The 26346-nt window shown below is 36.7% G+C and carries 29 protein-coding genes and 1 pseudogene; 19 read left to right on the forward strand and 11 right to left on the reverse strand.

What is annotated here, in order from left to right; all coding sequences use genetic code 11:
- The first annotated feature begins 34 nt into the window (after positions 1 to 34).
- From ACIP9W_RS12000 to ACIP9W_RS12040, 9 genes are all read left to right on the forward strand, one after another.
- A complete protein-coding gene (locus ACIP9W_RS12000; protein ID WP_400789589.1) occupies positions 35 to 490 on the forward strand; it encodes a GNAT family N-acetyltransferase in 456 nt (151 codons plus the stop codon).
- 15 nt (positions 491 to 505) lie between these two features.
- On the forward strand, positions 506 to 979 hold the full coding sequence (locus ACIP9W_RS12005; RefSeq protein ID WP_400789592.1) for a low molecular weight protein-tyrosine-phosphatase: 474 nt from the start codon (positions 506 to 508) through the stop codon (positions 977 to 979).
- Positions 980 to 1061: 82 nt separating this feature from the next.
- Positions 1062 to 1718, forward strand: coding sequence for a metallophosphoesterase family protein (locus tag ACIP9W_RS12010; protein WP_400789594.1), 657 nt, complete (start codon positions 1062 to 1064; stop codon positions 1716 to 1718).
- Between the two features lie 15 nt (positions 1719 to 1733).
- On the forward strand, positions 1734 to 2201 hold the full coding sequence (locus tag ACIP9W_RS12015; protein ID WP_400789596.1) for an SRPBCC family protein: 468 nt from the start codon (positions 1734 to 1736) through the stop codon (positions 2199 to 2201).
- A gap of 14 nt (positions 2202 to 2215) precedes the next feature.
- Entirely contained in the window at positions 2216 to 2653 is a 438-nt protein-coding gene (locus ACIP9W_RS12020) for a GNAT family N-acetyltransferase (RefSeq protein ID WP_400789598.1), read from the forward strand.
- A gap of 152 nt (positions 2654 to 2805) precedes the next feature.
- Positions 2806 to 3315, forward strand: a complete 510-nt coding sequence (locus ACIP9W_RS12025) for a DUF2179 domain-containing protein (RefSeq protein WP_282241151.1) — start codon at positions 2806 to 2808, stop codon at positions 3313 to 3315.
- 118 nt (positions 3316 to 3433) lie between these two features.
- Positions 3434 to 3859, forward strand: coding sequence for a DUF1801 domain-containing protein (locus ACIP9W_RS12030; protein WP_400789600.1), 426 nt, complete (start codon positions 3434 to 3436; stop codon positions 3857 to 3859).
- 80 nt (positions 3860 to 3939) lie between these two features.
- Complete coding sequence (locus ACIP9W_RS12035; protein WP_400789603.1) at positions 3940 to 4659, forward strand: YebC/PmpR family DNA-binding transcriptional regulator; 720 nt, start codon at positions 3940 to 3942, stop codon at positions 4657 to 4659.
- Between the two features lie 337 nt (positions 4660 to 4996).
- Positions 4997 to 5422 (forward strand): hypothetical protein, encoded by a 426-nt coding sequence (locus ACIP9W_RS12040; RefSeq protein ID WP_400789605.1) that lies wholly within the window; start codon positions 4997 to 4999, stop codon positions 5420 to 5422.
- Between the two features lie 23 nt (positions 5423 to 5445).
- Here the strand turns inward: ACIP9W_RS12040 and ACIP9W_RS12045 are convergent, their stop codons facing one another.
- The 4 genes from ACIP9W_RS12045 to ACIP9W_RS12060 form a co-directional block, all read right to left on the reverse strand.
- Positions 5446 to 5865, reverse strand: coding sequence for a DUF4395 domain-containing protein (locus ACIP9W_RS12045; RefSeq protein WP_400789608.1), 420 nt, complete (start codon positions 5863 to 5865; stop codon positions 5446 to 5448).
- 161 nt (positions 5866 to 6026) lie between these two features.
- Positions 6027 to 7682 (reverse strand): ribosomal protection-like ABC-F family protein, encoded by a 1656-nt coding sequence (abc-f, locus tag ACIP9W_RS12050; RefSeq protein WP_400789610.1) that lies wholly within the window; start codon positions 7680 to 7682, stop codon positions 6027 to 6029.
- A 266-nt stretch (positions 7683 to 7948) separates the two neighbouring features.
- Positions 7949 to 8650: a hypothetical protein gene (locus tag ACIP9W_RS12055; protein ID WP_400789612.1), complete on the reverse strand. Its 702-nt coding sequence runs from the start codon at positions 8648 to 8650 to the stop codon at positions 7949 to 7951.
- Between the two features lie 2 nt (positions 8651 to 8652).
- Positions 8653 to 9465: an ATP-binding cassette domain-containing protein gene (locus ACIP9W_RS12060; protein ID WP_400789615.1), complete on the reverse strand. Its 813-nt coding sequence runs from the start codon at positions 9463 to 9465 to the stop codon at positions 8653 to 8655.
- Between the two features lie 197 nt (positions 9466 to 9662).
- Between ACIP9W_RS12060 and dapD the strand changes: the two genes are divergently transcribed.
- Complete coding sequence (dapD, locus tag ACIP9W_RS12065) at positions 9663 to 10376, forward strand: 2,3,4,5-tetrahydropyridine-2,6-dicarboxylate N-acetyltransferase (RefSeq protein ID WP_142539314.1); 714 nt, start codon at positions 9663 to 9665, stop codon at positions 10374 to 10376.
- Positions 10377 to 10386: 10 nt separating this feature from the next.
- The gene (locus ACIP9W_RS12070; RefSeq protein WP_400789618.1) at positions 10387 to 11514 is read left to right on the forward strand and encodes an N-acetyldiaminopimelate deacetylase; all 1128 of its coding nucleotides are present in this window, start codon (positions 10387 to 10389) and stop codon (positions 11512 to 11514) included.
- A gap of 118 nt (positions 11515 to 11632) precedes the next feature.
- Here ACIP9W_RS12070 and asnB read toward each other — a convergent pair whose 3' ends face one another.
- The 3 genes from asnB to ACIP9W_RS12085 all read right to left on the reverse strand — a co-directional run bounded on the left by asnB (position 11633) and on the right by ACIP9W_RS12085 (position 15758).
- Complete coding sequence (gene asnB, locus ACIP9W_RS12075) at positions 11633 to 13477, reverse strand: asparagine synthase (glutamine-hydrolyzing) (protein WP_400789621.1); 1845 nt, start codon at positions 13475 to 13477, stop codon at positions 11633 to 11635.
- Positions 13478 to 13627: 150 nt separating this feature from the next.
- The gene (locus tag ACIP9W_RS12080) at positions 13628 to 14866 is read right to left on the reverse strand and encodes an ABC transporter permease (protein ID WP_400789624.1); all 1239 of its coding nucleotides are present in this window, start codon (positions 14864 to 14866) and stop codon (positions 13628 to 13630) included.
- Complete coding sequence (locus ACIP9W_RS12085; RefSeq protein ID WP_400789626.1) at positions 14859 to 15758, reverse strand: ABC transporter ATP-binding protein; 900 nt, start codon at positions 15756 to 15758, stop codon at positions 14859 to 14861. Before ACIP9W_RS12085 ends, ACIP9W_RS12080 begins: the two co-directional genes overlap by 8 nt.
- Before the next feature lie 136 nt (positions 15759 to 15894).
- On the opposite strand from ACIP9W_RS12085, the gene ACIP9W_RS12090 reads away from it, so the two are divergent.
- Positions 15895 to 17322 (forward strand): stalk domain-containing protein, encoded by a 1428-nt coding sequence (locus ACIP9W_RS12090; protein WP_400789627.1) that lies wholly within the window; start codon positions 15895 to 15897, stop codon positions 17320 to 17322.
- A 54-nt stretch (positions 17323 to 17376) separates the two neighbouring features.
- Here ACIP9W_RS12090 and ACIP9W_RS12095 read toward each other — a convergent pair whose 3' ends face one another.
- Positions 17377 to 18291 carry a DNA-3-methyladenine glycosylase 2 gene (locus ACIP9W_RS12095; protein WP_400789630.1) on the reverse strand — a complete coding sequence of 305 codons (915 nt, stop codon included), beginning with the start codon at positions 18289 to 18291 and terminating at the stop codon, positions 17377 to 17379.
- 124 nt (positions 18292 to 18415) lie between these two features.
- Here ACIP9W_RS12095 and ACIP9W_RS12100 point away from each other — a divergent pair, with 124 nt between their 5' ends.
- From ACIP9W_RS12100 to ACIP9W_RS12110, 3 genes and pseudogenes are all read left to right on the forward strand, one after another.
- On the forward strand, positions 18416 to 18967 hold the full coding sequence (locus ACIP9W_RS12100) for a bifunctional transcriptional activator/DNA repair enzyme AdaA (protein WP_400789632.1): 552 nt from the start codon (positions 18416 to 18418) through the stop codon (positions 18965 to 18967).
- Complete coding sequence (locus ACIP9W_RS12105; RefSeq protein WP_400789634.1) at positions 18960 to 19466, forward strand: methylated-DNA--[protein]-cysteine S-methyltransferase; 507 nt, start codon at positions 18960 to 18962, stop codon at positions 19464 to 19466. The genes ACIP9W_RS12100 and ACIP9W_RS12105 overlap by 8 nt, the downstream gene beginning before the upstream one ends.
- A gap of 34 nt (positions 19467 to 19500) precedes the next feature.
- Positions 19501 to 19912, forward strand: a pseudogene (locus ACIP9W_RS12110) (GNAT family N-acetyltransferase).
- Positions 19913 to 20449: 537 nt separating this feature from the next.
- Here the strand turns inward: ACIP9W_RS12110 and aroD are convergent.
- A complete protein-coding gene (aroD, locus tag ACIP9W_RS12115; protein ID WP_400789636.1) occupies positions 20450 to 21202 on the reverse strand; it encodes a type I 3-dehydroquinate dehydratase in 753 nt (250 codons plus the stop codon).
- Positions 21203 to 21271: 69 nt separating this feature from the next.
- Between aroD and ACIP9W_RS12120 the strand changes: the two genes are divergently transcribed.
- On the forward strand, positions 21272 to 22123 hold the full coding sequence (locus ACIP9W_RS12120; RefSeq protein WP_400789639.1) for a GNAT family N-acetyltransferase: 852 nt from the start codon (positions 21272 to 21274) through the stop codon (positions 22121 to 22123).
- Positions 22124 to 22188: 65 nt separating this feature from the next.
- Here the strand turns inward: ACIP9W_RS12120 and ACIP9W_RS12125 are convergent, their stop codons facing one another.
- Both ACIP9W_RS12125 and ACIP9W_RS12130 read right to left on the reverse strand, forming a co-directional pair.
- Entirely contained in the window at positions 22189 to 23220 is a 1032-nt protein-coding gene (locus ACIP9W_RS12125) for a DUF4097 family beta strand repeat-containing protein (protein ID WP_400789641.1), read from the reverse strand.
- The gene (locus ACIP9W_RS12130) at positions 23213 to 23536 is read right to left on the reverse strand and encodes a PadR family transcriptional regulator (RefSeq protein ID WP_400789644.1); all 324 of its coding nucleotides are present in this window, start codon (positions 23534 to 23536) and stop codon (positions 23213 to 23215) included. Before ACIP9W_RS12130 ends, ACIP9W_RS12125 begins: the two co-directional genes overlap by 8 nt.
- A 138-nt stretch (positions 23537 to 23674) precedes the next feature.
- On the opposite strand from ACIP9W_RS12130, the gene ACIP9W_RS12135 reads away from it, so the two are divergent.
- The 3 genes from ACIP9W_RS12135 to ACIP9W_RS12145 all read left to right on the forward strand — a co-directional run bounded on the left by ACIP9W_RS12135 (position 23675) and on the right by ACIP9W_RS12145 (position 26342).
- On the forward strand, positions 23675 to 24004 hold the full coding sequence (locus ACIP9W_RS12135) for an MGMT family protein (protein ID WP_400789646.1): 330 nt from the start codon (positions 23675 to 23677) through the stop codon (positions 24002 to 24004).
- Positions 24005 to 24158: 154 nt separating this feature from the next.
- A complete protein-coding gene (locus ACIP9W_RS12140) occupies positions 24159 to 24572 on the forward strand; it encodes an NUDIX hydrolase (protein ID WP_400789648.1) in 414 nt (137 codons plus the stop codon).
- Between the two features lie 39 nt (positions 24573 to 24611).
- Positions 24612 to 26342: a MutS-related protein gene (locus ACIP9W_RS12145; protein ID WP_400789651.1), complete on the forward strand. Its 1731-nt coding sequence runs from the start codon at positions 24612 to 24614 to the stop codon at positions 26340 to 26342.
- Positions 26343 to 26346 lie beyond the last annotated feature (4 nt).

Consider the following 26346-nt stretch of genomic DNA (forward strand, 5'->3'; position numbering starts at 1 on the left):
TTATTATATATCAAACCAAAGGGTGAGAGTTAATATGGAGATATTCGAAATTCAACAAAGGCCTGAATTCTTTCATGAAGCTGTGAAATTATTTTGGGAGCAATGGGGAAATGAAAGTAACTATAAATTTTACGAAGATTGTATGATTCATTCAGGTAAAGCACCCAATTCTCTGCCGAGATTTTATGTGGCGATCGAAAATGATGCCATTATTGGTACCTATGCATTGCTTCGAAATGATATTAATAGTCGCCAAGATTTGTTTCCATGGTTGGCCTGTCTATATGTCGATCCGGCTTTTAGAGGGAATTCTATAGGTGAACAGCTTTTAGAACATGGACTACAAGTGACTGCGAGGCTAGGGCATGAAAAACTATATTTATCCAGTGACTTAGAAGGATACTATGAGCAATATGGTTGGACAAATTCTACCAAAACCTATGGTCCTTTTGGTGGCTCCATCAAAGTGTATGAAAAAGTGGTTGACTAAGATAGGAGGATGAAAATGATTGACGTATTATTTGTTTGTCTAGGGAACATTTGTCGATCTCCTATGGCGGAGGCAGTTTTTAGAAATCTAATAGAGAAAGAGAAATTAAGTGATCAAATTAAAGTGGAATCTGCTGCGACGAGTGCTTGGCACATAGGAGACCCGCCTCACCGAGGAACAATTACGAAGCTTGCGGAATATAATATTTCTACGGAAGGAATGACTGGACGACAATTACAAAAAGAGGACTTTCAGAAATTTGATTATATTATAGGGATGGATCACAGTAATGTAACCAATATTCGACAAATACTTGAACAGCCAGATCATCCAAAAGTTATGCGTTTCTTAGATTTAACTGAACATGAAAAAGATGTGCCGGACCCTTACTATACAGGAGATTTTCAAGAGACATATGATCTTGTAATAGAAGGTTGCCAAGCATTATTAGACAAAATGAAAAGAGAACACAAAGAGCTGTCAAGATGATGGCTCTTTTTCATTAATGTAAAAAGAATTGTCTCATACAAGTTAGAAAGTGTTGAAAATGCGAGAGTGAGGAGACATTGAATTGAACTTATTTGTCATTGGGGATGTGCATGGCTGTTATGTAACATTTTTGAAGATGATAGATCGATGGGATAAAGAAACGGAAATACTGATTCAGCTGGGAGATTTAATAGACCGAGGAAACGGATCCCCGGAAGTTGTAAAACTGGCAAGGCACTTAAAGAAAACATACAGGGACCAAGCAGTTTTTATAAAAGGTAACCATGAATATGAGATGATAGAACATATAACAAATCCTCCAAATAATAATTGGTTAAAGCAAGGTGGTTCGGAAACATTGCACCAATACTTAGCGACTGGCCAAGACATTAAAGATGACGTAAGCTGGTTGCGAACTATGCCTTTGTATTGGGGGAATGATCACGTCTTTATAAGCCATGCGGGTATTTCTGAAACGGCAAATAATCCATTCAATGAAACGAATGAATACGGTATTTTATGGAATAGAGGTCCATTGAAAAATATACAAAAACTACAGATCATCGGCCATACACCAGGTGATTGGCCTATATATGATAGGCAAAGTAATTCATGGAATATCGATACAGCCGCCGTATTTGGTAACCAGTTAACTGGAATGAAATTAAAGCAATCTGGTGAATTAATTGATTGGATACACATCAAAACAGATAAGAGGGATATGAGGAAAAAGAGATAAAAGGAGACAAGGGAGATGCCTAAAATTATTCATGAAACTTATATGGAGGCGCCAATAGTAAAATGTTTTGACCTTGCCCGCAGCGTGGATACACATATAGAAACAACTTCAAATACTAACGAAAAAGCAGTTGCAGGGGTCACAACAGGACTATTGCAACTAGGAGATAGTGTTACATGGGAAGCAATTCATTTTGGTGTAAAACAAAAACTAACGGCAAAAATCGTAGCTATGGATGCACCGCAAACTTTTACGGATGTAATGGTTCGAGGCGCTTTTCATTCTTTTACGCATATCCATATATTTACTGAAAGTAATGAAGGGACACTTATGAAAGACATATTTACGTATAAAGCCCCTTTCGGAGTGTTAGGAAAGATAGCAGATTATTTATTTTTAGAAAAATACATGGAGAATTTTATTGTTTCTAGAGCTAGCGAATTAAAGAAAATAGCAGAAAAGAATATAGAGGATACTTTTTAAAGGAGAACGAATAGATGGAATATATATATTATCAAGAGATTCCGAAGACTCATGTACTTAATGGTATTATGGAACTTCATAAGCATGTTTTTGAAGGGTCAGAGCTAAAATTAGCAGAACTAACTGATAAGAAGAATCTATTAATATTTGTAGCAGTAGACAGTAATCGCATCGTAGGGTTCAAAATCGGATATGAGTATAATGAACAAACGTTTTATAGCTGGCTAGGAGGGGTACATTCAGACTATCGAGGGAAACGCATTGCATCTGAACTTATGCGACAGCAACATGAGAAAATAAAATCTCTTGGCTTTTCTAAGGTTCGAACTATATCTCGAAACAAAAGGCGAGCTATGTTATTGCTAAACATTAAATTTGGCTTCGATATAGTAGAAACGTTTATGAGTGAAAAAGGGACACATAAAATTGTATTAGAGAAAGAACTTTCTTAATCAAGAGGCGTTCTGTAGGAGTCAGAGAGCCTCTGTATATATTTTACAAAAGATGAAAAGAGTTTTAATAACACATTGAAAGAAATACTGTATAATGATTTGAACACTCGACGAAAGCCACGGTATTACGTTAGAAAGAGGTGGAAGTAAATATGGAGATCATATTGCTTATTATTGTTATTAATGTTGTATATATGACATTAACTACATTACGTTTGATATTAGTTATTAAAGGTTACAGAGTAGTAGCATCGTTCTTGTCTATGGCAGAAGTGTTTGTCTATTTAATGGGATTAACGATGGTTCTTGATAATCTGGACGAGCCTTTAAATATTGTTGCTTATTGTGCTGGATGGGGTCTTGGCGTATATTGTGGAAGTATTATTGAAAATCGATTAGCACTAGGCTATGTCGTATTTGACGTAATCGTCGACTCATTAGAAATAGAAATTCCAATTCAAGTTCGTGCAAAAGGCTATGGTGTCACATCGTGGGTGGCGGATGGAAAAGACGGAAAACGTCTTTGTATGAAAGTACTAGCTAAGAGAAAAAACGAATTAAAGCTGAGAGACTACATTCTGTCCTTATCGCCGAAAGCGTTTATCATTTCATATGAACCAACTAGATTTAACGGTGGCTTCTTAATCAGACCATCTAAATAGAAAAAGGACGAGCTATTTTTCGAGGAATCGAGAAAGGCTCGTTTTTAGTATTAAAGAAATTCGTCAATAATGTTAATTGCCTGTAAAATAAGAGTAATATGCTAAAGGGGATGTTAACATGGCAAAATACGAAGCAAAGATGAAAGAAACAGAAAGCAGTGTCATTGAATTTATTGAAACTGTGGATAGTCCTAAAAAGAGGGAAGATGCCTATAAGTTGCTAGAAATTTTCAGTGAAGCAACTGGCTATGAGGCGAAAATGTGGGGACCGAGCATTATTGGTTTCGGGTCGTATCATTATAAATATGCGACAGGTCATGAAGGAGATGCGCCTCTTGTTGGTTTCTCTCCCCGTAAAGCGAAGATAAGCTTATATGTTACTACCGGTGACTCCGAGCGCGATGCCATATTAGAAAAAATAGGCAAGCATACTTCTGGAAAAGCATGTGTGTATATAAATAAAGTCACAGATATTGATGTAGAAGTATTAAAAGAATTAATCAACAGATCTATTACGTTTTTGCAAGAAACATATGGAAGTTAATGTATTTATTTTGCTAAGGGATAAACAATTAATGTATAATACTTAAAGTAGGAAAATGAATCGAAAGAGAGTGGGACTTTATGGGTCGTAAATGGAATAATATTAAAGAAAAGAAAGCTTCCAAAGACGCAAATACTAGCCGTATCTATGCAAAATTTGGACGTGAAATATACGTAGCTGCAAGACAAGGTGAACCTGATCCTACTTCAAACCAAGCATTAAAAGTAGTATTAGAACGTGCGAAAACATACAGTGTGCCAAAGCATATTATTGATAAAGCAATTGAAAAAGCAAAAGGTGGATCGGAAGAAAGCTATGACGAGCTTCGTTACGAAGGTTTCGGTCCAAACGGTTCGATGGTAATCGTTGACGCGTTAACTAACAACGTAAACCGAACAGCATCCGATGTGCGCGCAGCATTTGGTAAAAATGGCGGAAACATGGGTGTCAGTGGTTCGGTTGCGTATATGTTTGATGCAACTGCTGTCATTGGGATCGAAGGCAAAACAGCTGACGAAGTATTGGAGCTTTTGATGGAAGCAGATGTAGACGCTCGTGATATTATCGAAGAAGAGGATTCTGTTATCGTTTATGCTGAACCAGATCAATTCCATGCAGTGCAAGAAGCACTAAGAGCGGCTGGAATCGAAGAGTTTACAGTTGCAGAGCTATCAATGCTTGCACAAAACGACATTTCCTTGGAAGCAGATGCACAAGCACAATTCGAAAAAATGATCGATGCAATAGAAGATTTAGAAGACGTTCAACAAGTTTACCATAACGTAGATTTAGGAGAATAATAGAGAAAAAGGTTGTCTCATCAGTAGTTTTACTACTTTTGTGGCAGCCTTTTTCTTTTTTTTTGAATTGGAAAAGTGAAGTTTTGAGTTTAGTTGGAAAAATAACAGATTTAGTTGGAATAATATCGGATTTAGTTGGAATAAATGCAGGTTTAGTTGGAAAATTCATGTGCTTAGTTGGAAAACTAATATTCGAGAGGAATTTTTGCTTATCGAACGAGTATGACTAGAAAGTGGAACAGAAGTAAGCGTAATGCGTCTAATATTTGGAGTGGTTAAATTGATTGAAAATTAAGTTTTTAGAGGGGGTTAGAAATTGAATAAAGGGGGATTAACAATGAAAAAATGGCTTCTGCCTCTTGCAAGCATTTTCGTTTTTATATTAATGGGCTGTAGTGGAAATGAAAAGGAAGAAGAAGTAGGTAAATTAACAAGAGTAGATGTTTTTAAAATGAATGAGGAGGAAGTGATTATCGCAGATCAGGAGACTATTGATGTATTAAATAAGGCGTTTGAACAAATTGAATGGGAACAGAATGTAAAAGCAGAAATGTCGAGAAAAGAAGATGTTAAAGTTGTTCTATTCATGGAAGTAGATAAGAATATGCCCGAGAGTCTAGTTGAATACTTTATCTGGTTTGAAGGAAATGGAACGGCTACTTTTATTAATAGAAATGAAAACTCTCTTGGGAAACTTGGGGATGAGAGTACAAGTGTATTAAAGAGTAATTTAACATTGAGTAAAATAAAACAGCCAAACTGAAAAAACAGTAGGCTGTTTTATTATTATGTTGCTGATTTTTTTCGGCGATAATTCCATTGCTGATATTGGAAGCGTACAAAGCAACCAATACAAAAACCAAGAATTGCAATGAGTGCAGCTAAACCAACCATGATTGTAGCTACATTAAATAATATAGACCAATCAAATAAAAAACTAACAAATGCTATGAATAAGAAGCCGACTGCTAGCCATTGATTAAATCTTAGCTGAGCATGATCCTCTTGAATATATGCATTTGCAGGTTTACGTAAAAATCGTTTTACAATTACTAAAATCGGGTGAAACCCTGTTAATAAGCTAGAGAGATTTGCAATAAATGGGACGAGTAAAATCCATGCTGATTGCGTAATAAGAGCTATGATTACCGAAAAAACTATTGTCCATTGGTTTACCATGACTAGAGGTTTTGGAATTGTTTTCATTTTAAACCTACTTTTCTTATCGGATTTAATTTATTATATGGTGAATCGCTAATAAAGTAAACGAATGAATATTCCACCTTCCATATTTCCCGGGAAATGGACAAAAATCGATATTTTTTTGCAAAATATTTTGGAGGCATTTACTTATAGCAGAACTGTAGTTATTTTTTCTTGAGTTCATTGATTTGTTTAGTTAATGCTATAAACTGTTGATCCAACTCGTTATATTTGGCATCTTTTTTCTGCAAGTAGCTTAATTGTCCTAGCACTGCTTGTCGTTCGGTTTCTAATTTTAATAGCTCTTTTTCACGTGCAGATTCATTCTTTTTATGCATCCACTCGCTATAGCCCATTTCTACTTTCCGAATCGTTTTATTTTCAAAGATGAGTAGTTTATTCGTTAGCTTTTCTAAAAAATAACGGTCATGTGTGACTAATAAAATTGTTCCAGGATAAGACGACAAGGTTTTCTCGAGTTGTTCACGGGATGGAAGATCCAAGTGATTTGTTGGTTCATCTAAAAGTAAAACGTCTTTCTGATCTAATATGAATTCCATTAGCTTTAATTTTACTCGTTCTCCCATACTCATAGTGCGAATCGGACGGGACCAGTGATCCTTCGAAAACCCTAAATTCATCATGAGAGTTTGAATATGGCCGCGTGTTTCAAAATCCGTAGGTCCAAAAAAATCAAATGGTGTTTTTTCTTCCGGTAAGTCAAATACAGTTTGACGTAGGTAGCCGATATTCATCGCTTCTGACTTCCAAAGTTCCCCTTGGGCGCTTTCTTCGCCTAATAACATGCGGAAAAATGTCGTCTTTCCACTCCCATTAGAGCCTAAAATGCCAATTCGTTCTTGAGATTGGACGGTAAAAGTGGCATTTTGAAACAGCAATTGATCTTCAAATGTTTTACTCAAGCGTTTGGCTTCTATTACTCGCTTTCCTTTTTTCTTATTTCCTTCAATAGAGAAGGTCACATCTTTTTCTGCCTCCGGTTGATCGATAGTGTTTTTAGAAAGCTCGAGTTCTAAGCGTTTCTTTTTAGAGCGAATTTGCACATCCATTTTCTTTGCTTTGACTCGGTAATATTCTTTATTGAATTCATGTTTAGTTGAATCTGCATGTGCTTTAGCTGACCAGTTTTGTAGCGCAGCCATTTGTTTTTCCACTTGTTTGATCTTAGATTGTTGAGCATCATAAAGTCGTTGCTTTGTGAGTTTCATTTCTTCTTTCTTTTGACGAAAAGATGTATAGTTACCTGCGTAAACTATTAACTTTTTATTTTCCACTTCCCAAATCCAATTGGATACCTCATCTAAGAAATAACGATCATGAGATACTAAAATAATTGTTCCAGGGTAGGCCTGTATCTGTTGTTTTAAGAAAGACAAGCTTTCTTGGTCTAAATGATTCGTCGGCTCATCCAATAAAAGAAGCTGCGATTTTTCCGCAAATACTCGAGAAAGTCGTCTCTTCATTTTTTCTCCGCCACTTAAATCGTCATACTCTCTATGCCCGGGGACAGACCATTTCCTGAAATAAGCCCGCTCCTCATCTGCAAAATCATCGTACTTAAATTGCTCATCCTCTTGTTTAAAATAGCTGATAGTAGGTGTATTTCCGAACCATTCTATAGATCCACTGGATGGAATCGTTTCGTTTGCTAGCACAGAAAGCAGGGAGGACTTTCCTTCTCCATTCCTTCCTACTATGCTAATAACAGCATTTGTTGGAATGTCCGCTGTTATATTTTCCAAGATAATCTTGTCTCCAAACGTGATACTTATATTCATTATTTTACCGTGTAATGTCATACAATCCGCTCCTTTTGGAGGAATAAAAAAATCCCTCCGAATATGAATCGGAAGGACTCGTTGCCTTTTAAAAAATACGCAAAAAACCACTACAAAAATAGAGTATTGTAGAGAATCTTTCGTATTTGATTGAAAAATGGGCAGACTAATCCTATTTCCGATTTTGTAGTGTTTATTTTGTTAAACCTCTACTTAAGAAATAAGATTAAATATCCATTGTCCACCCATCATCCTCTCAAAAATAGTTGTCTTCATTATAGCATATTCTAACTTTCATTTTTTAAAAACAATTTCACTAATGCAGAAAAGGCGATAATTAAGTATATGATCGCAAATGATGAAAAAATCCAAAATTCTTTCCCAAAATAATTTAAGTCGTCCGGTTCAAAAAAGTTAATAACATTTACTACTGGAGGAAATATTAATAATAGCCACTTTAAGAATGACAGCTTTTCCACTATGCCCTCGTAAGAAAGGGTAATTGCAATAATAAGAACTGCAGAAAGCCAAGTGTACCTCTTTGGGATAAAGGAAGTGATGGATGAGAAAGATCCAACTAAAATACCGAATATAGCAAATAAAAGATGTATGAAAATCGATAGCCCTAGATGTATTGGTTGAACTGTTTCTTTGAAGCTGCCCAATAGTATAGGGTAGAAAATCGAAAACAATGTCAACGCTAGTGCAATAAGAAAACTAATCATCCATTTGCCGAGTAAATAATTAACTTTCCCGACTTGAACAAATAGCATACTTTTTTCGGCTTCCTCTTCAATGGAAAATAAGTTCATCGCTATCCATGTTGTCACTAAATATAAGACAATACTTGATACTGCGTAACTGCTTAATATTTCCACTCCACTATAATGATATAAAACAACTATCCATATTAAAAAGGTTGCAGCTGGGGGAATTATTTTGAAGGAGCGTATATAGCTTTTGAATTGGTATTTTATAAATCCCTGCATCGCTAAATCCTTTCCCTGACATCAAGCACAGAACAATTGTTATTCAAAAGCTTTCTCAACAGATCATCACTTTTGTCTATAGATATGGTGATGACAGCTATGTCATCCTCCATATGCATTTCATTAAATTCAAGTCCAAACAATACGTTTTTGTTTGGAAATCTCACTTTTATTACACGTTGGGAGCTTTTATTTTCTGTCTGAACTAACACGCGTCCATCTTTTACATAAAATAGTTGATCTGCAATGTTGTCTATTAACAGGTCTTCATGGGTTGTAAAAATAATGGTCATTTTTGTTTTTAGTTTTGCTAACATAGCCATAAGATTTTGTTGGGAGCTCGTGTCTAAACCAGTTAAAGGTTCATCTAACAAAAGAATGTCAGGTTTGATAAGAAGTGCTTGAAGGATGCCTACTTTTTGTTTTGTACCCTTTGAACATTTTTTTAGAGGGGTGTTTGTAAATGACTCTATTTCAAACAAACGGATATATTCAGATAGCTCTGCTTCTATATCCTTCTCAGTCATACCTTGGAAGCTTGCTACTAATGTTAAATATTCCTTTAGTTTGAATCGAAGGTTTTCTGGAAAATGTTCTGGGACATACCCGATTCTATTTGCATTTTGTACTAACTTTCCGCTTGTTGGATCATAAATTCCTGCAAGTAGCTTCAATAATGTGCTTTTACCGGAGCCATTTGATCCGCGAATCGCAATCGATGCATGTTCCTCAATTTGAAAGGAGACATGCTCTAAAATCTCTTTACCGTCAATTTCTTTTTTTAAGTCTAATGCTTTTAAAATGACTTTTCCCACTAAACCACCTCCGCTTCGTAAATAGTTTAACATGTTTCAGTCTACTTTAATAATTCAATAAGTTATCCTGCCAATATCGACTTTTCTATTTTGTAATGTATTTTTCTTCAATTAAATATCAAAAAATGTATTTAATTTCGTGAAATTTTATGAAAATTCCTGTACAATTACAACATGTTTTTAAGGAGGTATGGAAAATGCAGCAATTAGATGCGTATGAAATTATTTCGTACATACAAAATGCAAAAAAGTCAACACAGGTAAAGGTATATGTAAAAGGGAAAGATATCGATAAGCTTTCTTTTGGAGAAAATACAAAGGTATTTGGAGAAGGTAACTCACTCGTGCTGTTTGGAGAATGGGCTGAGATTGAAGTAGCGCTTAATGATTATGCAAACCTAATAGAAGATATCGTTGTAGAAAATGATAGTAGAAATTCTGCCATCCCTCTTTTAGATTTAAAAGGCATCAATGCGCGTATCGAACCAGGTGCTATTATTCGCGATCAAGTAAGTATTGGCGATAATGCTATTATTATGCTAGGAGCCGTTATTAACATAGGAGCGGTAATCGGGGAAGGCTCGATGATTGATATGGGAGCGATTCTTGGTGGACGTGCAACGGTCGGGAAGAACTGTCATATCGGAGCAGGAGCGGTGCTTGCAGGTGTAATTGAACCACCTTCTGCGACTCCAGTTATTGTAGAGGATGATGTATTAATAGGCGCCAATGCAGTGGTCTTAGAAGGCTGCAGAGTAGGAAAAGGTGCTGTTGTAGCAGCGGGAGCAGTCGTAACGAAGGATGTTCCTCCATATTCAGTAGTTGCTGGAACACCAGCAAGAGTTATAAAAGAAATCGATGATCAAACACGTTCTAAAACAGAAATTATGCAAGAACTACGTCAACTATAAGAGGGATCGGATGAAAACCTTAATTGAAATTCGACGTGATTTACACCGTATACCGGAGCTTGGTTTCCAAGAAGTAAAAACGCAAAACTATCTATTGGAACAAATTTCGGCACTTCCACAGGAAAGGTTAACAATCATTCAGTGGAAAACTGGCATTGTTGTGAAGATTAAAGGTATGCAAGGAAAAAAGACCGTCGGCTGGCGTACAGACATCGATGGATTGCCAATAACGGAGGCTACAGGTCTACCATTTCAATCGGAGCATGAGAAAAAGATGCATGCGTGTGGACATGATGTGCATATGACGGTCGCTTTAGGTTTGCTAAGAAAGCTTGTGGATAACCCGATAAATGATCACGCAGTTATTATTTTTCAACCAGCCGAAGAAGGTCCAGGTGGGGCCTTACCGATGAGAGAATGGTTGAAAAAGGAATATCCAGAGCTTGTACCCGAGCAAATTTATGCATTTCATATAGCGCCAGAATATCCAGTGGGGACAGTGGCTACTCGCCCGGGTCTGCTTTTTGCTAACACTTCCGAACTATTTATCGATTTAGTAGGGAAGGAGGGGCATGCAGCTTTTCCACATCAAGCAAAGGATATGTCCATTGCAGCCGCTACATTGTTATTACAACTTCAAACGATTGTAAGTAGATCTGTTAATCCGATGGATCCTGCAGTTTTAACTATTGGAAAAATGTCTTCCGGTACTGTTCAGAATATCATTTCTGGTCAAGCCCGATTAGAAGGAACGATCCGAACGATGGATGCAGCTACAATGACGACTATAAAACAAAAAATAGAATCCTTTTGCCAAGCAGCAGAAATAGCGTTTGATTGCGACGTTCGAATCGATTATGGTTCATCCTATTATCAAGTGAAAAACGATGAGAACTTAGCGAATGATTTTATATCATTTGCTAAGCATGATCCATCGACTACGGCAATCGTTTGTGATGCTGCTATGACTGGAGAGGATTTCGGTTACTTTCTCCAGGAAATCCCAGGTGTTTTATTTTGGGCAGGAGTAGACTCTTCGTTCGGATTGCATCATGCAAAGCTAAATCCGGATGAAGCGGTCATTGATTATCTTGTTCCTTTTATAGAATCCTATTTTCGAGCGCTTTCAAATAAATGAAAAGTGGAGCCACCTTATATAAAGGTAGCTCCTTCTTTTTGTAAGAATAAGCCTTAACAAGACAATTCTTTTAGAGAATGATAAAAAGTTTACCAAGAGTGTTCGCTATTCTTTTTATTTAATCCACAAGCTGCACGTTGTAATCTTTAAACCAAATATGCAATTGTACCAAATAAGCTAATAACTGTGGTCCAGACATTAATTGACCGAACCAAGGAACCTTAAAGGCATCTCCATTAGACTCGATTAAATCGGACAGGTGATTTGCATGAAAGAGCTCATGAAGAATTGAATTTTTATCCTGTAATTGATCTTTAAGCATGTTCCCGACAAGCTCGCTGTAAACAGGATTATGCGTTTTTGGATACGGACTTTTTTTCCTGTAAAGCACGTCATACGGAAGATTTCCTTGAAATGCTTTTCTTAAAATTCCTTTTTCTTGATTACCGACCATTTTAAAATCCCACGGAATATTCCATGCATACTCGACTAATCGATGATCTGCAAATGGTACCCTTACTTCTAGGCTGGCACCCATACTCATACGGTCTTTTCGTTCCAATAAGGTCGTCATAAACCAAGTCATATTCAGATAAAATAGCTCGCGTCGTTTGGATTCAATAGGAGCTTCTCCATCTAAACGAGGTGTTTCAGCAATTGTTGTATCGTATGCGTGTTGAACATATTCACTAATCGTAAGTTTTTTCTTCCAGCTATCGTTTAGTAAATTATATCGCTCATTGGTAGAGCGAATCCAAGGAAATCCTTTTTCTGCATTTGCGACTTGATGAAACCAAGGATAACCTCCGAAAATTTCATCGGCACATTCGCCCGACAATCCTACTGTAAAGTCTCGTTTTATTTCCCGACAAAACCAAAGTAGGGAAGAGTCGATATCGGCCATTCCAGGAAGATCGCGTACATGGACAGCTTCCGTTAAGTATTCCGCCAATTCCTTTTGACTAATAACGGAGTGATGGTGATTTGTATTCAAAGTACTGGATACTTTTCGGATCCAAGGCTGATCGTCTGATGGTTGAAAGGTATTTCCCTTGAAATGCTTACTATTATTTTCATAATCAATGGAGTATGTGTGCAGCTTTCCTTTTGCATCACGAGTAAAAGCACTTGAGGCAATAGCCGTAATGACGCTGGAATCTAAGCCACCTGAAAGAAATGTGCAAAGGGGAACATCCGATACGAGCTGTCGTTCTACCGCGTCGGTAACTAAATCTCGAACTTTTTCTGCAGTTTCATCTAATGAATCGGTATGCATTGCACTTTGGACATTCCAATAGCGCCAAATGTGAAGCCCGTTTCGAGAAAAGGTGAGTGCATGTGCAGGGCGTAATTCATGGATTCCTTTATAAACTCCAGAACCAGGAGTACGAGAGGGGCCTAACCCTATTATTTCTGCTAACCCTTCTCGATTAATGATTGGAGATACATCTGGATGTGCAAGAAGTGCTTTTAATTCGGAACCAAAAAGAAAGCCTTCAGCTCTTTCTGTATAAAAAAGTGGTTTAACTCCAAGACGATCTCTTGCGATAAAAACCTTTTGTTCTTGTTCATCCCAAATGGCAAAAGCGAAAATACCATTGAAATGATCTACACAATTTTCTTTCCATTCGATATAAGAAGTTAGTAACACTTCTGTATCAGAATGCCCGGAAAAAGAATGTCCTCGCTTCAATAGTTCCTTCCGAAGGTCTTCTGTATTGTACAATTCGCCGTTATAACAAAGCGTATATCGATTAGACTCATAGGTTTTAACCATGGGCTGTTTTCCACCAATAGGATCAACCACTGTTAATCGGCGGTGCCCCAGTAATACATGAGTCGTACCCCAAATATTATGATCATCAGGTCCTCTTTTACTAAGTGTCCCTGTCATCTTTTCAACGATTAATTCCTTGTTTCGCAAATCCCTCTTAAAATGAATCCAACCTGTAATCCCGCACATATAACCGCATCCTTTCTTTCATGACCTATTTTATGCAAGAAACTACCAAATTTGTGCCTGTGCATGATTAAAGCACTTTATAACGACTGAAAAAAACCATCGTAAAAGTTTAAACTTTCACGATGGTTTTATAGAGACATATAAGTATTTCTAAGTAGTTACTTTGAGTACGGTTTTAATTTTTTGGATAATCCCACCTGAGCTATACGTTAATACACTTCGTTTATAGAATGATAGGCTTACTAGGAACATAAGTATAACGGTTCCTATTAATACGAGCATTGCTATAATTGGTTCAATCGAGCTAATATCAGTTGCTCCAATTCGAAGTGGCATAACCATTCCTGATGTGAATGGAATGTAGGAAAATACTTTGATAAGCATTGTATCTGGACTAGCCATACCAGAAATTAACACATAAAAACCGATAATTCCAATCATCATCGCTGGCATCATTGCTTGACTAGATTCTTCCACTTTAGAAACAAGGGAACCAAGGAGAGCTCCTAATATTAAGTATAAAATAATCGTTAATAGGAGAAATGAAACAGCGTATCCAATATAGCTAAAGGATAACTCATTTGCAATATCTACGACCATATCCCATTTCGAGCCACCGTCGATCAACATAAATAACAAGCCTTGCACAACTAAAAGTGCGCCAATTTGAGTTAAAGCAAGTAAAAACGTTCCTGTAAGCTTTGCCATGAAGTGAGTAGATGGCTTAATGCTTGCAAGCAACACTTCTAGAACACGCGAACCTTTTTCAGATGCAACATCTGTTGTAATCATCGATAAAAATGACATTACGAACGAATAGATAAGGAAGCCCACTAAGAAAGAAGCTCCGATACCAGCCGCTTTTTCGTCCTCACTTTTACCTGATGCTGACTCGATATTTAAATTTTTGGCAGAAATAATCGTTTCGGATTCAAGGATTTTTTCCGCTTGCTCGGCTGTTAAATTTAATTGTTGTACTTCATATATTTTTCCAGCGTATTGCAAGGTAGAGGAAATGCCTTGTTGATCATTAAAAGTAAGTGGTTCGAACGTTGCAATTTCCGCTGCTAAAGAGTTGTCTTGATCTTTCACAAAGACAGCTGCATCGTATTCACCGTCGATCACTTGCTGCTCCACTTTTGCAGTTTCTTCTTTAGGAAACGAAAACTCGATATCACTTGTTGATTCAAAAAAGCTTTCCATTTCCGCCTCTGTTTCGTTCAAAATAGCGACTTGCAAAGGTTCGCTCTGGAAAAAAGCTTCTTTAATATCTGACCAGAACATGACACCACTAATGACGGCAACATAAAGGACGATTGAAAAAATAAAAGATTTGGCTTTTACTTTTTGCGTATATAATTGCTTTACAAGCAACCAAAACTTAGACATTCGGTCCACCAACCTTATCTTTGAAGATTTCATCTAACGTTAAATAATCTAAACTGAACTTCTCAATATATTTGCCGTTCGATACAAAGTCAAAAATAGATTGTGCATGTGATTCATCTTCTAATGTTAAGATGAATTGGTCTTTTCCAACCTGAATATCTTTCACTCCATCTAACTTTCCAAGTACTTCTTTTGGTACATCCGTACGAATCGTCAATTTTGTTTTTCCATATTGCTTCTTCAAGTCTAATAAACTACCAGAAAATAAAGAAACTCCTCGTTTTAACAGGCATAGATGATCACAAAGCTCTTCTACATTATCCATTTGGTGACTGGAGAACAGGATGGTCGTACCATTATCCTTTAAATGTAAAATAGCGCTTTTTAAAAGATCTTTATTTACCGGATCTAATCCGCTAAATGGTTCATCTAAAATTAGGAATGCTGGTTGGTGTATAAAGCTTGCTATTAACTGTACTTTTTGTTGGTTTCCTTTTGATAACGTTTCTGCTTTCGATTTTCGTTTGTCCTCTAATTCGAAACGTTCAATCCAATACTCGACTTCTTTACGTAATTCTTTACGATTCTTTCCTCTAAGCTCTCCAAAGAAATAAAGCTGATCTTCCACCGTCATAGAAGGAAAAATCCCTCGTTCCTCTGGTAAATAACCTAAAAGGTCTCGGTTAATCGAATTAATTGGTGTTCCGTTCCACATAATAGTCCCTTCTGTTGTTTCCTGAAGGTCAAGAATCATACGAAAGGTAGTTGTTTTTCCAGCACCATTTTGTCCAATCAATCCAAAAATCTCCCCTTTTTCAATTGTAAAGGTTAGATTATCGACGGCTACAAAGTTTTGGTATCTCTTTGTTACTTGGTTAATAGATAATGTCATATGCATGCTCCTATCTAGTATTCTTTCTAGTAACCATATACGTAAAGGATGAAAGAATGTTTCATTTTTTTTGTAACGTTTTCCTTGGTTGGTCGTCAAATCCAATGAAATGAATGGAAAGAAAAGGAGCGAGACGATGAAAAAACTAGGTATATTTACAGCAGCGATCCTTGTGGCAGGATTTGTTTTTCAACAGCCTATTGCAAACGCGCAAAGTGAGGAAGAAACGACGGTGGAGCAAAATGACACATCTAACTTTATGATGTCTACTGGAGTAATCAAAGAAATTGAAACGAAGAATGACGTAGTGACACTGACAGTGGAAACAGAAGCAAAAGAACCACAAACGACCATTTTCACAATCAATAACGAGACACTTGCATTTAACAGCGGAACAACAAAAGCAATTCAAAAAGAAGCATTCCAAAAGGGGCAACGCATAGACGCATACTATGATAAAAACAAGCCAATGATTATGATATATCCAGCACAAATATCGCCAGAACTAGTAATTGTCCATGACGATGAAAAGATGGGTTCTGTTAAAGTATCTAAGTTTGATGATGAGTTTTTAAGTTTAGATAACGAACTAAAGCTAAACATTGGAGAAGAAACACTTTTAGTAAATGAAAAAGGCGAGGAGCTTGAACAAGCCGATTTAAATGGAAAAGAGCTAGTTGTTTTTTATACGATTTCAACTAGAAGTATTCCTGCTCAAACGACACCAAGTAAGATCATAGCAATTGGCGATCTTTCAACACAGGACACAACGAATTTCATGAAATCCTCTGGGAAGATAAAAGATGTGGCTTCAAAAGATGGGAAAGTAACGCTCACAGTAGAAACGGAAGAAAAAGAACCACAAACGACTATTTTCACAATCAATAACGAAACACTCGCATTTAACAGCGGAACAACAAAAGCAGTTCAAAAAGAATCATTTCAAAAAGGGCAACGCATAGACGCATACTATGATAAAAACAAGCCAATGATATTAATTTATCCTGCACAAATTACTCCGGAGTTAGTAATTGTCCATGACGAAGATAAGATGGGTTCTGTCAAAGTATCTAAGTTTGACGATGAGTTTTTAAGTTTAGATAACGAACTAAAGCTAAACATTGGAGAAGAAACAATTTTAGTTAATGAAAAAGGCGAGGAAATTGAACAAGCTGATTTAAAGGGAAAAGAGCTAGTTGTATTTTATACAATTACAACAATGAGTATTCCAGCACAAACGTCACCAACTAAAATTATTGCGATCAATAGTCTTTCACCAGAAATGAAGGAAATTCAAACAATTATTGAAAACGACAATTTTATACAAAATGGAACAAAAATGATTCCATTGCAAAAAGTAGCAGAGCAACTTGGCTATGAAGTGTTAACTTATTCAAAGCGTTATGGCACATTCTTAAAACTAGGGAATAGTTCCCTAATCATTACAGTTGGTGATAAAACGTACAGCTATAATCGTAGTTTACGACAATTTGCAGAAAACCCAGTATTAAAAAACGATAAAACCTATGTATCAGAAGACATTTTAGAAGTGTTGAATCCTTAAATTGTCATTTAACTTCAAAGGAACGCCCCTTTTGACTAAAAGGGGCGTTTTATTTCAATATAAAAATCTCCATAAATAGAAAGTCGCATACGCTTCCCAGCCTTTCCAAGGTAATGCTAATTGTTGTATTACATCCTTTGTAGGCTTTTGATCCGAACCGATCACATGCTTGATTGCATTATGGAGACCCACATCATCTATCGGAAAGGCATCCGGAAATCTTAAACAGCGCATTAATACATAGTTGGCTGTCCATGGTCCGATTCCTCGTATTTTCGTTAATATTTTTTCTGCTTTTTTCACATCATTTGTTTCTAACAACATTTCTTTCGTAAGTAATCCTCTGTCTATTTGAGTAGCTACGTCTATTAAATATTCACATTTTTTTACGGTCATTTTTAATTCTACTAATTCTTCTACAGTAAGCTTCGCAAGATCCCGCGCTGTTGGAAATAGCCAGTACATTTCGCCCTCAAATTCCATTGAATGCCCAAACTTTTCAACGAGGCGTCTTTTCAGTGTGTATGCATATGTCAGATTAATTTGTTGACCTAACACCCCCCAAGCTATTGCTTCAAACAAATCTGGAATACCCATAATACGTAATCCTTTAAATTGTAAAACTGCTTCATTAAGCATTGAATCCTTCGTGGCCATCTCATAAAAGGGGCTTATATTTGTTTCTAAATCAAACCATTCAATGATGTATGCGACAACTTGCTCACGAACTCTCTTGCTTGAGGGTCTTGTATTACCTAAAAACTCAATGAGTAATGTATGTTCAGCCTGTTCCCCAATCTCTACTAGTATTATATATTCATCGATAGTAATAGCTTTTCTTATTTTATTATCATGAATTCGAAACAGGCATTCATTTGTAGAGCGAGACAGGTAGTTAAGATTTTGCATAAAACTAAACTCTGCGGGAGTATTTAATAAAATTACTTCCTCTTTTTCTTCCCATAACATGCGCCAACACCCCTTTGTTTCTTTATTATAAACATAAAAAATTTCGTTATCTTGCTATTACGTTTCAAAAACTGCAATTAATTTGTAAATAAAAGTATACTTAAATAAATGGAGGGGTGGCACAGTGAACAATGAACAATGGCAAGCAATCATTCAAAACGATAAAAACTATGATGGTTTGTTTTATTACGCCGTAAAATCTACTGGAATATTTTGTAGACCTTCTTGTAAATCACGACCGCCCAAAAAAGAAAATGTCCGAATTTATTCGGAAGTGAAGGAAGCGTTACAGGAGGGGTTTAGACCATGTAAACGATGTAAACCAACTGGATTACGATTACCTGACGAAGAATGGATGACACAAATTAAAGCATATATAGATAATCACTATAACGAGTCGCTCACACTGCATACACTAGCAGATATAGGTCATGGAAGTCCCTATCATCTGCAAAGAACGTTTAAGAAAGTTTTAGGTATATCGCCTATGGAGTACATGCAACAGATTCGGATCAATAAAGCAAAAGAATATCTGGTTACTACAAACAAGCCAATGGTGGAAATAGGCGCAGCCATTGGTATGTCTAATATACCTTATTTCATCACAGTTTTTAAAAAGGTGACTGGATTAACGCCATTTCAATACAGAAAAAAGGAGAGTCCTCCCAATGAATAAAATATATTGGACACTTTTCATTCATAACGAATGGAGACTTTATATGGCTGCAACAGAAAATGGATTAAGCTACATAGGTTCGCAAGGTAAACCTTATGAAGAAATGGAAGCGTGGTTGGCAAAGCGTTTTCCAAAATTGGAATTAGTGGAGGACGAAAAAGCTTTAACTCCCTATATGAACGAATTGAAAGAGTATCTTGATGGTAGTCGCCGTGAATTTGCAATGCCAGTCGATTTAAAAGGGACAGCATTCCAATTAGCCATATGGGATGCACTTACGAAAATACCATACGGTGAAAAGAAATCTTATTCCCAAATTGCGGAACTCATAAATAATCCAGCAGCCGTTCGAGCGGTTGGAGCTGCGATCGGTGCAAATCCTATACTTATCACCATTCCATGTCACCGTGTAGTAGCAAAAAGCGGGGCGTTAACCGGTTACCGTGGGGGACTAGAAATGAAAGAAAAACTATTAACATTAGAAATGGGAGAAAGATAAATTGATAACGAAGCTAATCAAAGAAGCGTATCCAATGGATTTATTGCTCCTCGCAGACCCTTCTGAAAAACTTGTAAAACAGTATGTAGGAAAGGGAGAATGCTATATTGCGCAAATCAATGAAGAAACAGTAGGCGTGTGTCCTACTACCAACAAGGCCTGACACAGTAGAGCTTGTAAATATTGCAGTTGCAGAACATTATCACGGGCAAGGAATCGGCAAGACACTTGTACGAGATGCCATTCAAAAAGCAAAGCAATATGGTTATAAAATAATCGAAGTAGGGACAGGCAACTCAAGCATTGGTCAGCTTGCGTTGTATCAAAAATGTGGATTTAGAATCACCGGTGTGGATAAAGACTTTTTCAAAATACATTACGATGAAGAGATTGTGGAAAACGGAATAGTTTGTGTCGATATGATACGACTGGCGCAGCAGCTATAAAAATACCAAGGAAATCAAGCTTTCCTTGGTATTTTCAATGAACTGGACAATCGCTTAAAAGAGTTGGACAATCCCTCCGAAAACCTGGACAATCTTTTATGAAAGTTGGACAATCTCCGCGGAAACTTGGACAATCTTTTCTAAGTTGGACAATCCCTCCAAATACCTGGACAATCTTTTATGAAAGTTGGACGATCTCCGCGAAGAGTTGGACAATCTTTTATGAGTTGGACAATCTCTTCGAAAAGCTGGACAATCTTTTATAGGTTGGACAATCCCTCCGAATACCTAGACAATCTTTTATGAAAGTTGGACGATCTCCGCGAAGAGCTGGACAATCTTTTCTAAGTTGGACGATCTCCACGAAAAGCTGGACAATCTTTTATGAAAGTTGGACGATCTCCGCGGAAACTTGGACAATCTTTTCTAAGTTGGACAATCTCCGCGGAAACTTGGACAATCTTTTCTAAGTTGGACAATCTCTCGGAAAAGCTGGACAATCTGTCTCCAAGTTTGGACAATCTCTTCTTTAATCAATTAATTGGTATGTAAAACCTCTATCATTTTTCTTAACTCCTCAGCGGGTATTTGACCAGGAGCGGATGCTTCCAATCCAGACCCAAATGTTGCGTCAGAGCCAAAGACTTGTCCTGCTATTCGACTGACAACTCCTGTAGAAGCCATGGACATCGTAATAATTGGCCGATCTGCATGGAGTGTTTTCATTGTATAGGTGGCATCGAGTAAAGTCAGTACATCCGTTGGAATTTTAGGCATCACGGCAATTTTCGGGATATGCGCACCGAGCTCTTGCATTCTTCGAAGACGCCATACTATTTCTTCTTTAGCTGGGGTTTTTTCGAAGTCATGATTGGACATTACAACATAAATGTCATTAGCATGGGCTACTTCCACGATTTCTCTTACATTAGAAGAAAATAGTTCCACATCTATTAAATCGATTGCTTTTGTTCGAATAACATTTTCTAGAAGCTCTTTATAATAAGCAACATCTATTATTTTATTGCCACCTTCCCGGTGACTTCTAAAGGTGAATAAAAGGGGGATAGGGAATAATGCATCGCGAATAGTGGAAGCTGTCTTTTTCACTACCTCTAAATTTTCAATTTCCTCTAACATGTCCGCGCGCCATTCCACAATATCTGGGGCTGCTTGCTTGATTGTTTTTATTTCTAAAAGAAGCTGTTCTTCATTTCTTCCCATAAGTGGCACAATAATTTTCGGAACACCTTCACCGATATGAGTATCTCGAATAGAAACAATTTTCATAAAATAGTCTCCCCTTCAATCGTATTTTACGTTATATTAACATACAAAGGTGAAGAGGAGGAGAGTAAGTTGAAATTTCAGAGATATGAAAATGCACAAGATTTTGCAAGAGTAGCCACCCCTTTTTTAGAAAAAAACGAAGATAAGTTCAGTTTATTTCTAGGAGTACTACAAGCGATAAAAGAGGGAAAATACGAGGATCCATATATGGCCACGATTGAAGAAGAAGGCGAATTACTGGCTCTTTTCCAAATGACTCCGCCACATCCAATCAATATCATTTTCATCAATGAAAATCGAATGAAAGAATGTATCGATCTTAGTATTGATGAGCTAATCCGGCAATCTATTTCTATCAACTCTATTATTAGTGTAAAAGAATGGGCATATGCTTTTGTGCAAAGTTGGAAAGAGAAAACAGGAGAAAGCTTTTCCGTTTTAATGGATCAAGGACTTTACCGTTTAGACCAAATAGATGAATCGCTTGAAACGAGCCCAGGTACATGGCGTTACGCGACAAATGAAGACGCACTGCTTATTGAAAAATGGTATGGCCAATTCGAAGAGGATACAAAACTTCCAAAAACTGCACCAGTGGAAATAAAAAAACGCGTAAAAGTGATGCTAGACGCAAAGGAAGTATTCTTATGGGAAAATGAAGGACAAATTGTATCTATGATGAAAAAAGCAAGACCAACTGCAAATGGTGTCACCGTTTCTCTCGTATTCACACCAAAAGAGGAGCGGAAAAAAGGATATGCCCGGACAATGGTAGCAGCCGGAAGCAAGGAACTACTAAAAGAATTTCAATTTTGCGTGCTCTACACAGATATGCTGAATCCAACGTCGAACAAGATTTATCAAGAGATTGGCTATAAAAAATTGATAGATTCTGTGCATCTGGGATTTGAACCACAATAAAAAATACACACTGAATTTTGGAGGAAACTTGAAATAGCCCTTTGCTAGAGCAAAGAGCTATTTTTTCAAACCATACTTTTATTCGCGACAGTAATTTTCCCATTATCAGAAGAAAGTCGAACTGTATTTGCTCCATTTCCAAACACCGTACGAGAATTCTTTTCACCAAATACACTAACTCGCCCGTGATCTGTTTTAGCATGTATCGATACATCAGTTGGCTTGTTCTCTGTTTCCACCAAGATGCTACCATTATCTGTTTCTAATTGAATCATGCGGTCAAGAGTTGATGTTAGAAGTGTAATACGTCCATTGTCTGTTTTTCCAATAATATGTCCGTTTACATAATCCATGATGATTCGCCCGTTATCTGTTTCTGTAATAACTTTTTCAGCATCGACATTACGTAATTCAATTCGGCCGTTATCTGTTTGAGTAGAAAGCTTATCGACTTGTACTTTATCAATCTCAATACGTCCATTATCTGTTTCTACTTCTAAAACTGTAGCGGCAAATTCTTTTAAACCAATGCTGCCATTATCAGACGTTGCTTTGATCGCTTTACCAAGCATTTTTTCTGCCCGAATACGGCCATTGTCAGTTTTCATGGTGATTGTTGTGTACAGTTTTTTAGGTAAGGCCACATTTACTTTCATCTCTTTAATAAGGAAGATAAAACTAAAAAACTGGAATTTTTTCGGTTTTAATTGAATTGATAAAGTATCGTTCAAGACTTCTGCAGTTAATATGAGCTTTTCATTTTCTCCTACTAGCTCAATAATCGTTTCATCTGTGTCAGAAGGGAACACATTAAGAGAGCCATAGTCAATTTTCATCGTAACGTTGGAAAAGTTAGACTGTGGAATTCTTGTTACTTTATTTTCAGTCGTCATTTTTTCTTGAATCGGAAACTCCACTAATTCTTGTGCAATCTCTTTCGGAGAACCGAGTGATGCAGCAATATCGCTATCCGTTTTTCCATCCTCGCGCCCGTTTATAAAATACTCTTTTATATCAGAAAGGATATCGTTTCGTTCTTCAGCTGAAAGTCCCGTCAACGCAAGTTCCAATTCATGTAAAAACTGTTGTTCAGTCATTTTTTGCACCCTCTTCGATTAGATTATTGACCCCGTTCGTGAAGCTTTTCCATTCGTTCAATTGCTCATGTAGGTATGTTCTACCAAGTTCAGTTAGCTTGTAATATTTACGCGGCGGACCTTCTGTTGATTCCTGCAAATATGTGGTGAAATATCCTTCCTTCGTTAAGCGTCTTAATAGGGGATAAACGGACCCTTCCGAAATGGAAATTTGGTCGGATATTTTTTGGACAAGCTCATAACCATATCGATCTTGTTTATCCAGTAATACAAGTACGCAAAGATTCAGCACACCTTTTTTAAATTGAATATTCACTTCTAATTCACTCCTTTCACTACTGTTCAATGAATAGTACCTTTGAGAACAATATATCACATGGTATTATCCTATGCAAGGTACTGAATAAAATATTCTTTATCAGTTATAATCAAAGTAATGAAAGGATGAGAAATAATGAACCCTTTTACAGAAAGAGTTATTGAAATTATACAAGCAATACCACAAGGAAAAGTGATGACATATGGTCAAATTGCAAAAGAAGCTGGCAGCCCAAGAGGGGCAAGACAGGTCGTTAGAATACTCCACACGATGAGTGCAAAACATAACCTGCCATGGCATCGAGTAATCAATATTAAAGGAGAAATCGCTATTCCGGATGAAGAAACTGCTTATTCACAACGTGCGATGTTAGAAGCAGAAGGCGTTTTCTTTCGCTCGAATGGATTTGTGGATCTTAATAAATCAAGACATGTACCTGAAATTAATGATGTAGATTTAATTTAACTTTATTCATTCTGCGTAAGGGTGCAGAATGAATAAAGTTAAAGCCTCCGGCGGATGTCACAGATTTTGAAAGGAGTTAATCGTACGAGTACGATTCAAAATCTGGACGCAAATACGCCAAGGCGAATTTGATGAAAGAAAAGAGGAAAAGAAAATGTTCAAATGGCAAGGCGCGGCAGGTATTTGTATAAATGAAAATAATGAAATATTAATGGTTCTTCAAGCAGCTCCAGATGAAGAAAAGAAATGGACCGTTCCATCGGGGACAGTAGAAGAAGGAGAAACATTTGAACAATGCTGTATAAGAGAGTTCTCAGAAGAAACTGGTTTTACAGTTGGTACTACTGAAAATATACATACGAAAAGTGGCGTCATCAGCGAACATGGAATTTCTTATCATGTAGAATATTTTTTAGTAAGTATAGTAAGTGGAGAAATAGCGCTTCAAGATCCAGATGAATTCATCCATGAAATCGCTTGGAAGTCCTTGGAGGAGATTGCAGAACTTCCATTAGCTTATCCAGAAGATATCCACATACTTGAGCAAGTTTTAAAAAATAGAAACTAGTAGTTTCTTAAAAACGTATAGATAAAAGAGGTGACAAAGATGCCAAATCTTTTAATCGTTTTAGTAGCGGTAGCACTCTTCTTCGTAGTTAACTATTTTTTAACAAGAGATAGGAAAAAACTGAAAAGGTATCGAGAAGAATGGGATACGGGGAAGTTTATTAGACAAAATGAAGCAACAGAATCCATTTCGTCCTACTGGTTAAACAAAAAGAATAGCAAAGCAAGTTACGATGGGGTAGACCAATTAACATGGAATGATTTATCGATGGATAAGGTTTTCCAAAAGCTCAATTACACACAAACCACTGTGGGCTCGGAATATTTATTTAATCAGCTACGTGAAATCAATCCATCACTTGAAAAGAAAGAAGAAGATGAGCATCTATACACAGTAGTTGCTAGCAACCAGGGATTAAGGGAAAAAATCCTTCTTTTACTTTCTGGACTTGGAAAACGAGATTTTACGAATTCTACCTCGTTTTTTTATGACATAAATAGTAAGAAAGTAAGGAATGGATTCGTCTACTATCTTCTTGCTTTTTTGCCGATAGCTTCTATTGCTTTATTATTTTTCAATTTGAAATGGGGACTTTTTTGTTTACTAGCGTCCTTTTTAATCAATACCATCATTTATTACCGAAATAAAAGTATGTTGGAGTACGATTTGGTATCCGTTACCTATATTGCTTCCATCATTCATACAGGAAAACGTTTTTCTTCTGTTAATCAGTCAGAATTTAATTCTTACGAAAATAGATTTAAGGACAATATGAAACCGTTAAAAAAGGTTTTGTTTCTCAGTAATATTTCTTCCCTTGGGAACAAAGGTGGAGGAGAATTCGATGTTATTTTCGAGTATATTCGAATATTATTTTTGCTCGATTTTATTTCCTATAACAAAATTGTCAAAACGATTTCAGACCATCAAAAGGAATATCATGAAGTATGGCAACTGATTGGTAAACTGGATGCTGCAATCGCGGTTGCATTTTACCGAAAATCGCTTGGTACATATTGCACACCTAAATTCGTAGATAAAGAAGAATTATTATTCGAGAACATGGCACATCCACTTATCCACAACCCGGTAACAAACACATCGGCACTTGGTAAAAGTACGCTTGTAACTGGATCAAATGCTTCTGGGAAATCTACTTACATTAAAGCAATCGCGATTAATGCGATTCTTGCACAAACGATTAACACGGTAATAGCAGAAAAGTGGATCATGAAACCAAGTTATATCGCAACATCCATGGCCATTCAGGACAATGTGTTAGATGGAGATAGTTATTTCATAGCAGAAATTAAATCACTTAAACGAATTGTGCGATTAATAGAAGAAGGTAAACCATGTATATCCTTCGTGGATGAAATACTAAAAGGAACGAATACAGTGGAACGTATCGCGGCCTCTGCTGCTATGATGGAATGGCTTTCGTCGAATAAAGGAATGAATATTATTGCATCTCATGATATAGAACTAACGGAAATTGCGAGTCATGTGTATACGAATTATCATTTCAGAGAATCTATCGAAAATGGAGAAGTACAATTTGACTACACCATTCATCCAGGTCCTTCCAACACAAGGAATGCCATTAAACTTCTAGAAGTACTTGGTTATCCACAAACTATTACAGAAAAGGCGAATAAGCTAGCTGAAAATTTTGTGGAAAAGAAAGAATGGGAAGAGATCAGTGAACAGATTGAAAATTCTAAGAAACCAAGATTAATTGGGAATAATGTTACATACACAAAAGACTAAAAGG

It is taken from the genome of Psychrobacillus sp. NPDC093180, assembly GCF_044754065.1.
Taxonomy (GTDB): domain Bacteria; phylum Bacillota; class Bacilli; order Bacillales_A; family Planococcaceae; genus Psychrobacillus.

Coding starts and splice junctions, on each gene's coding strand:
- ACIP9W_RS12000 (WP_400789589.1), top strand. CDS start 35: ATGGAGATATTCGAAATTCAACAAAGGCCTGAATTCTTTCATGAAGCT.
- ACIP9W_RS12005 (WP_400789592.1), top strand. CDS start 506: ATGATTGACGTATTATTTGTTTGTCTAGGGAACATTTGTCGATCTCCT.
- ACIP9W_RS12015 (WP_400789596.1), top strand. CDS start 1,734: ATGCCTAAAATTATTCATGAAACTTATATGGAGGCGCCAATAGTAAAA.
- ACIP9W_RS12020 (WP_400789598.1), top strand. CDS start 2,216: ATGGAATATATATATTATCAAGAGATTCCGAAGACTCATGTACTTAAT.
- ACIP9W_RS12025 (WP_282241151.1), top strand. CDS start 2,806: ATGGAGATCATATTGCTTATTATTGTTATTAATGTTGTATATATGACA.
- ACIP9W_RS12030 (WP_400789600.1), top strand. CDS start 3,434: ATGGCAAAATACGAAGCAAAGATGAAAGAAACAGAAAGCAGTGTCATT.
- ACIP9W_RS12035 (WP_400789603.1), top strand. CDS start 3,940: ATGGGTCGTAAATGGAATAATATTAAAGAAAAGAAAGCTTCCAAAGAC.
- ACIP9W_RS12040 (WP_400789605.1), top strand. CDS start 4,997: ATGAAAAAATGGCTTCTGCCTCTTGCAAGCATTTTCGTTTTTATATTA.
- ACIP9W_RS12045 (WP_400789608.1), bottom strand. CDS start 5,865: ATGAAAACAATTCCAAAACCTCTAGTCATGGTAAACCAATGGACAATA.
- abc-f (WP_400789610.1), bottom strand. CDS start 7,682: ATGACATTACACGGTAAAATAATGAATATAAGTATCACGTTTGGAGAC.
- ACIP9W_RS12055 (WP_400789612.1), bottom strand. CDS start 8,650: ATGCAGGGATTTATAAAATACCAATTCAAAAGCTATATACGCTCCTTC.
- dapD (WP_142539314.1), top strand. CDS start 9,663: ATGCAGCAATTAGATGCGTATGAAATTATTTCGTACATACAAAATGCA.
- ACIP9W_RS12070 (WP_400789618.1), top strand. CDS start 10,387: ATGAAAACCTTAATTGAAATTCGACGTGATTTACACCGTATACCGGAG.
- asnB (WP_400789621.1), bottom strand. CDS start 13,477: ATGTGCGGGATTACAGGTTGGATTCATTTTAAGAGGGATTTGCGAAAC.
- ACIP9W_RS12080 (WP_400789624.1), bottom strand. CDS start 14,866: ATGTCTAAGTTTTGGTTGCTTGTAAAGCAATTATATACGCAAAAAGTA.
- ACIP9W_RS12085 (WP_400789626.1), bottom strand. CDS start 15,758: ATGACATTATCTATTAACCAAGTAACAAAGAGATACCAAAACTTTGTA.
- ACIP9W_RS12090 (WP_400789627.1), top strand. CDS start 15,895: ATGAAAAAACTAGGTATATTTACAGCAGCGATCCTTGTGGCAGGATTT.
- ACIP9W_RS12095 (WP_400789630.1), bottom strand. CDS start 18,291: ATGTTATGGGAAGAAAAAGAGGAAGTAATTTTATTAAATACTCCCGCA.
- ACIP9W_RS12105 (WP_400789634.1), top strand. CDS start 18,960: ATGAATAAAATATATTGGACACTTTTCATTCATAACGAATGGAGACTT.
- aroD (WP_400789636.1), bottom strand. CDS start 21,202: ATGAAAATTGTTTCTATTCGAGATACTCATATCGGTGAAGGTGTTCCG.
- ACIP9W_RS12125 (WP_400789641.1), bottom strand. CDS start 23,220: ATGACTGAACAACAGTTTTTACATGAATTGGAACTTGCGTTGACGGGA.
- ACIP9W_RS12135 (WP_400789646.1), top strand. CDS start 23,675: ATGAACCCTTTTACAGAAAGAGTTATTGAAATTATACAAGCAATACCA.
- ACIP9W_RS12140 (WP_400789648.1), top strand. CDS start 24,159: ATGTTCAAATGGCAAGGCGCGGCAGGTATTTGTATAAATGAAAATAAT.
- ACIP9W_RS12145 (WP_400789651.1), top strand. CDS start 24,612: ATGCCAAATCTTTTAATCGTTTTAGTAGCGGTAGCACTCTTCTTCGTA.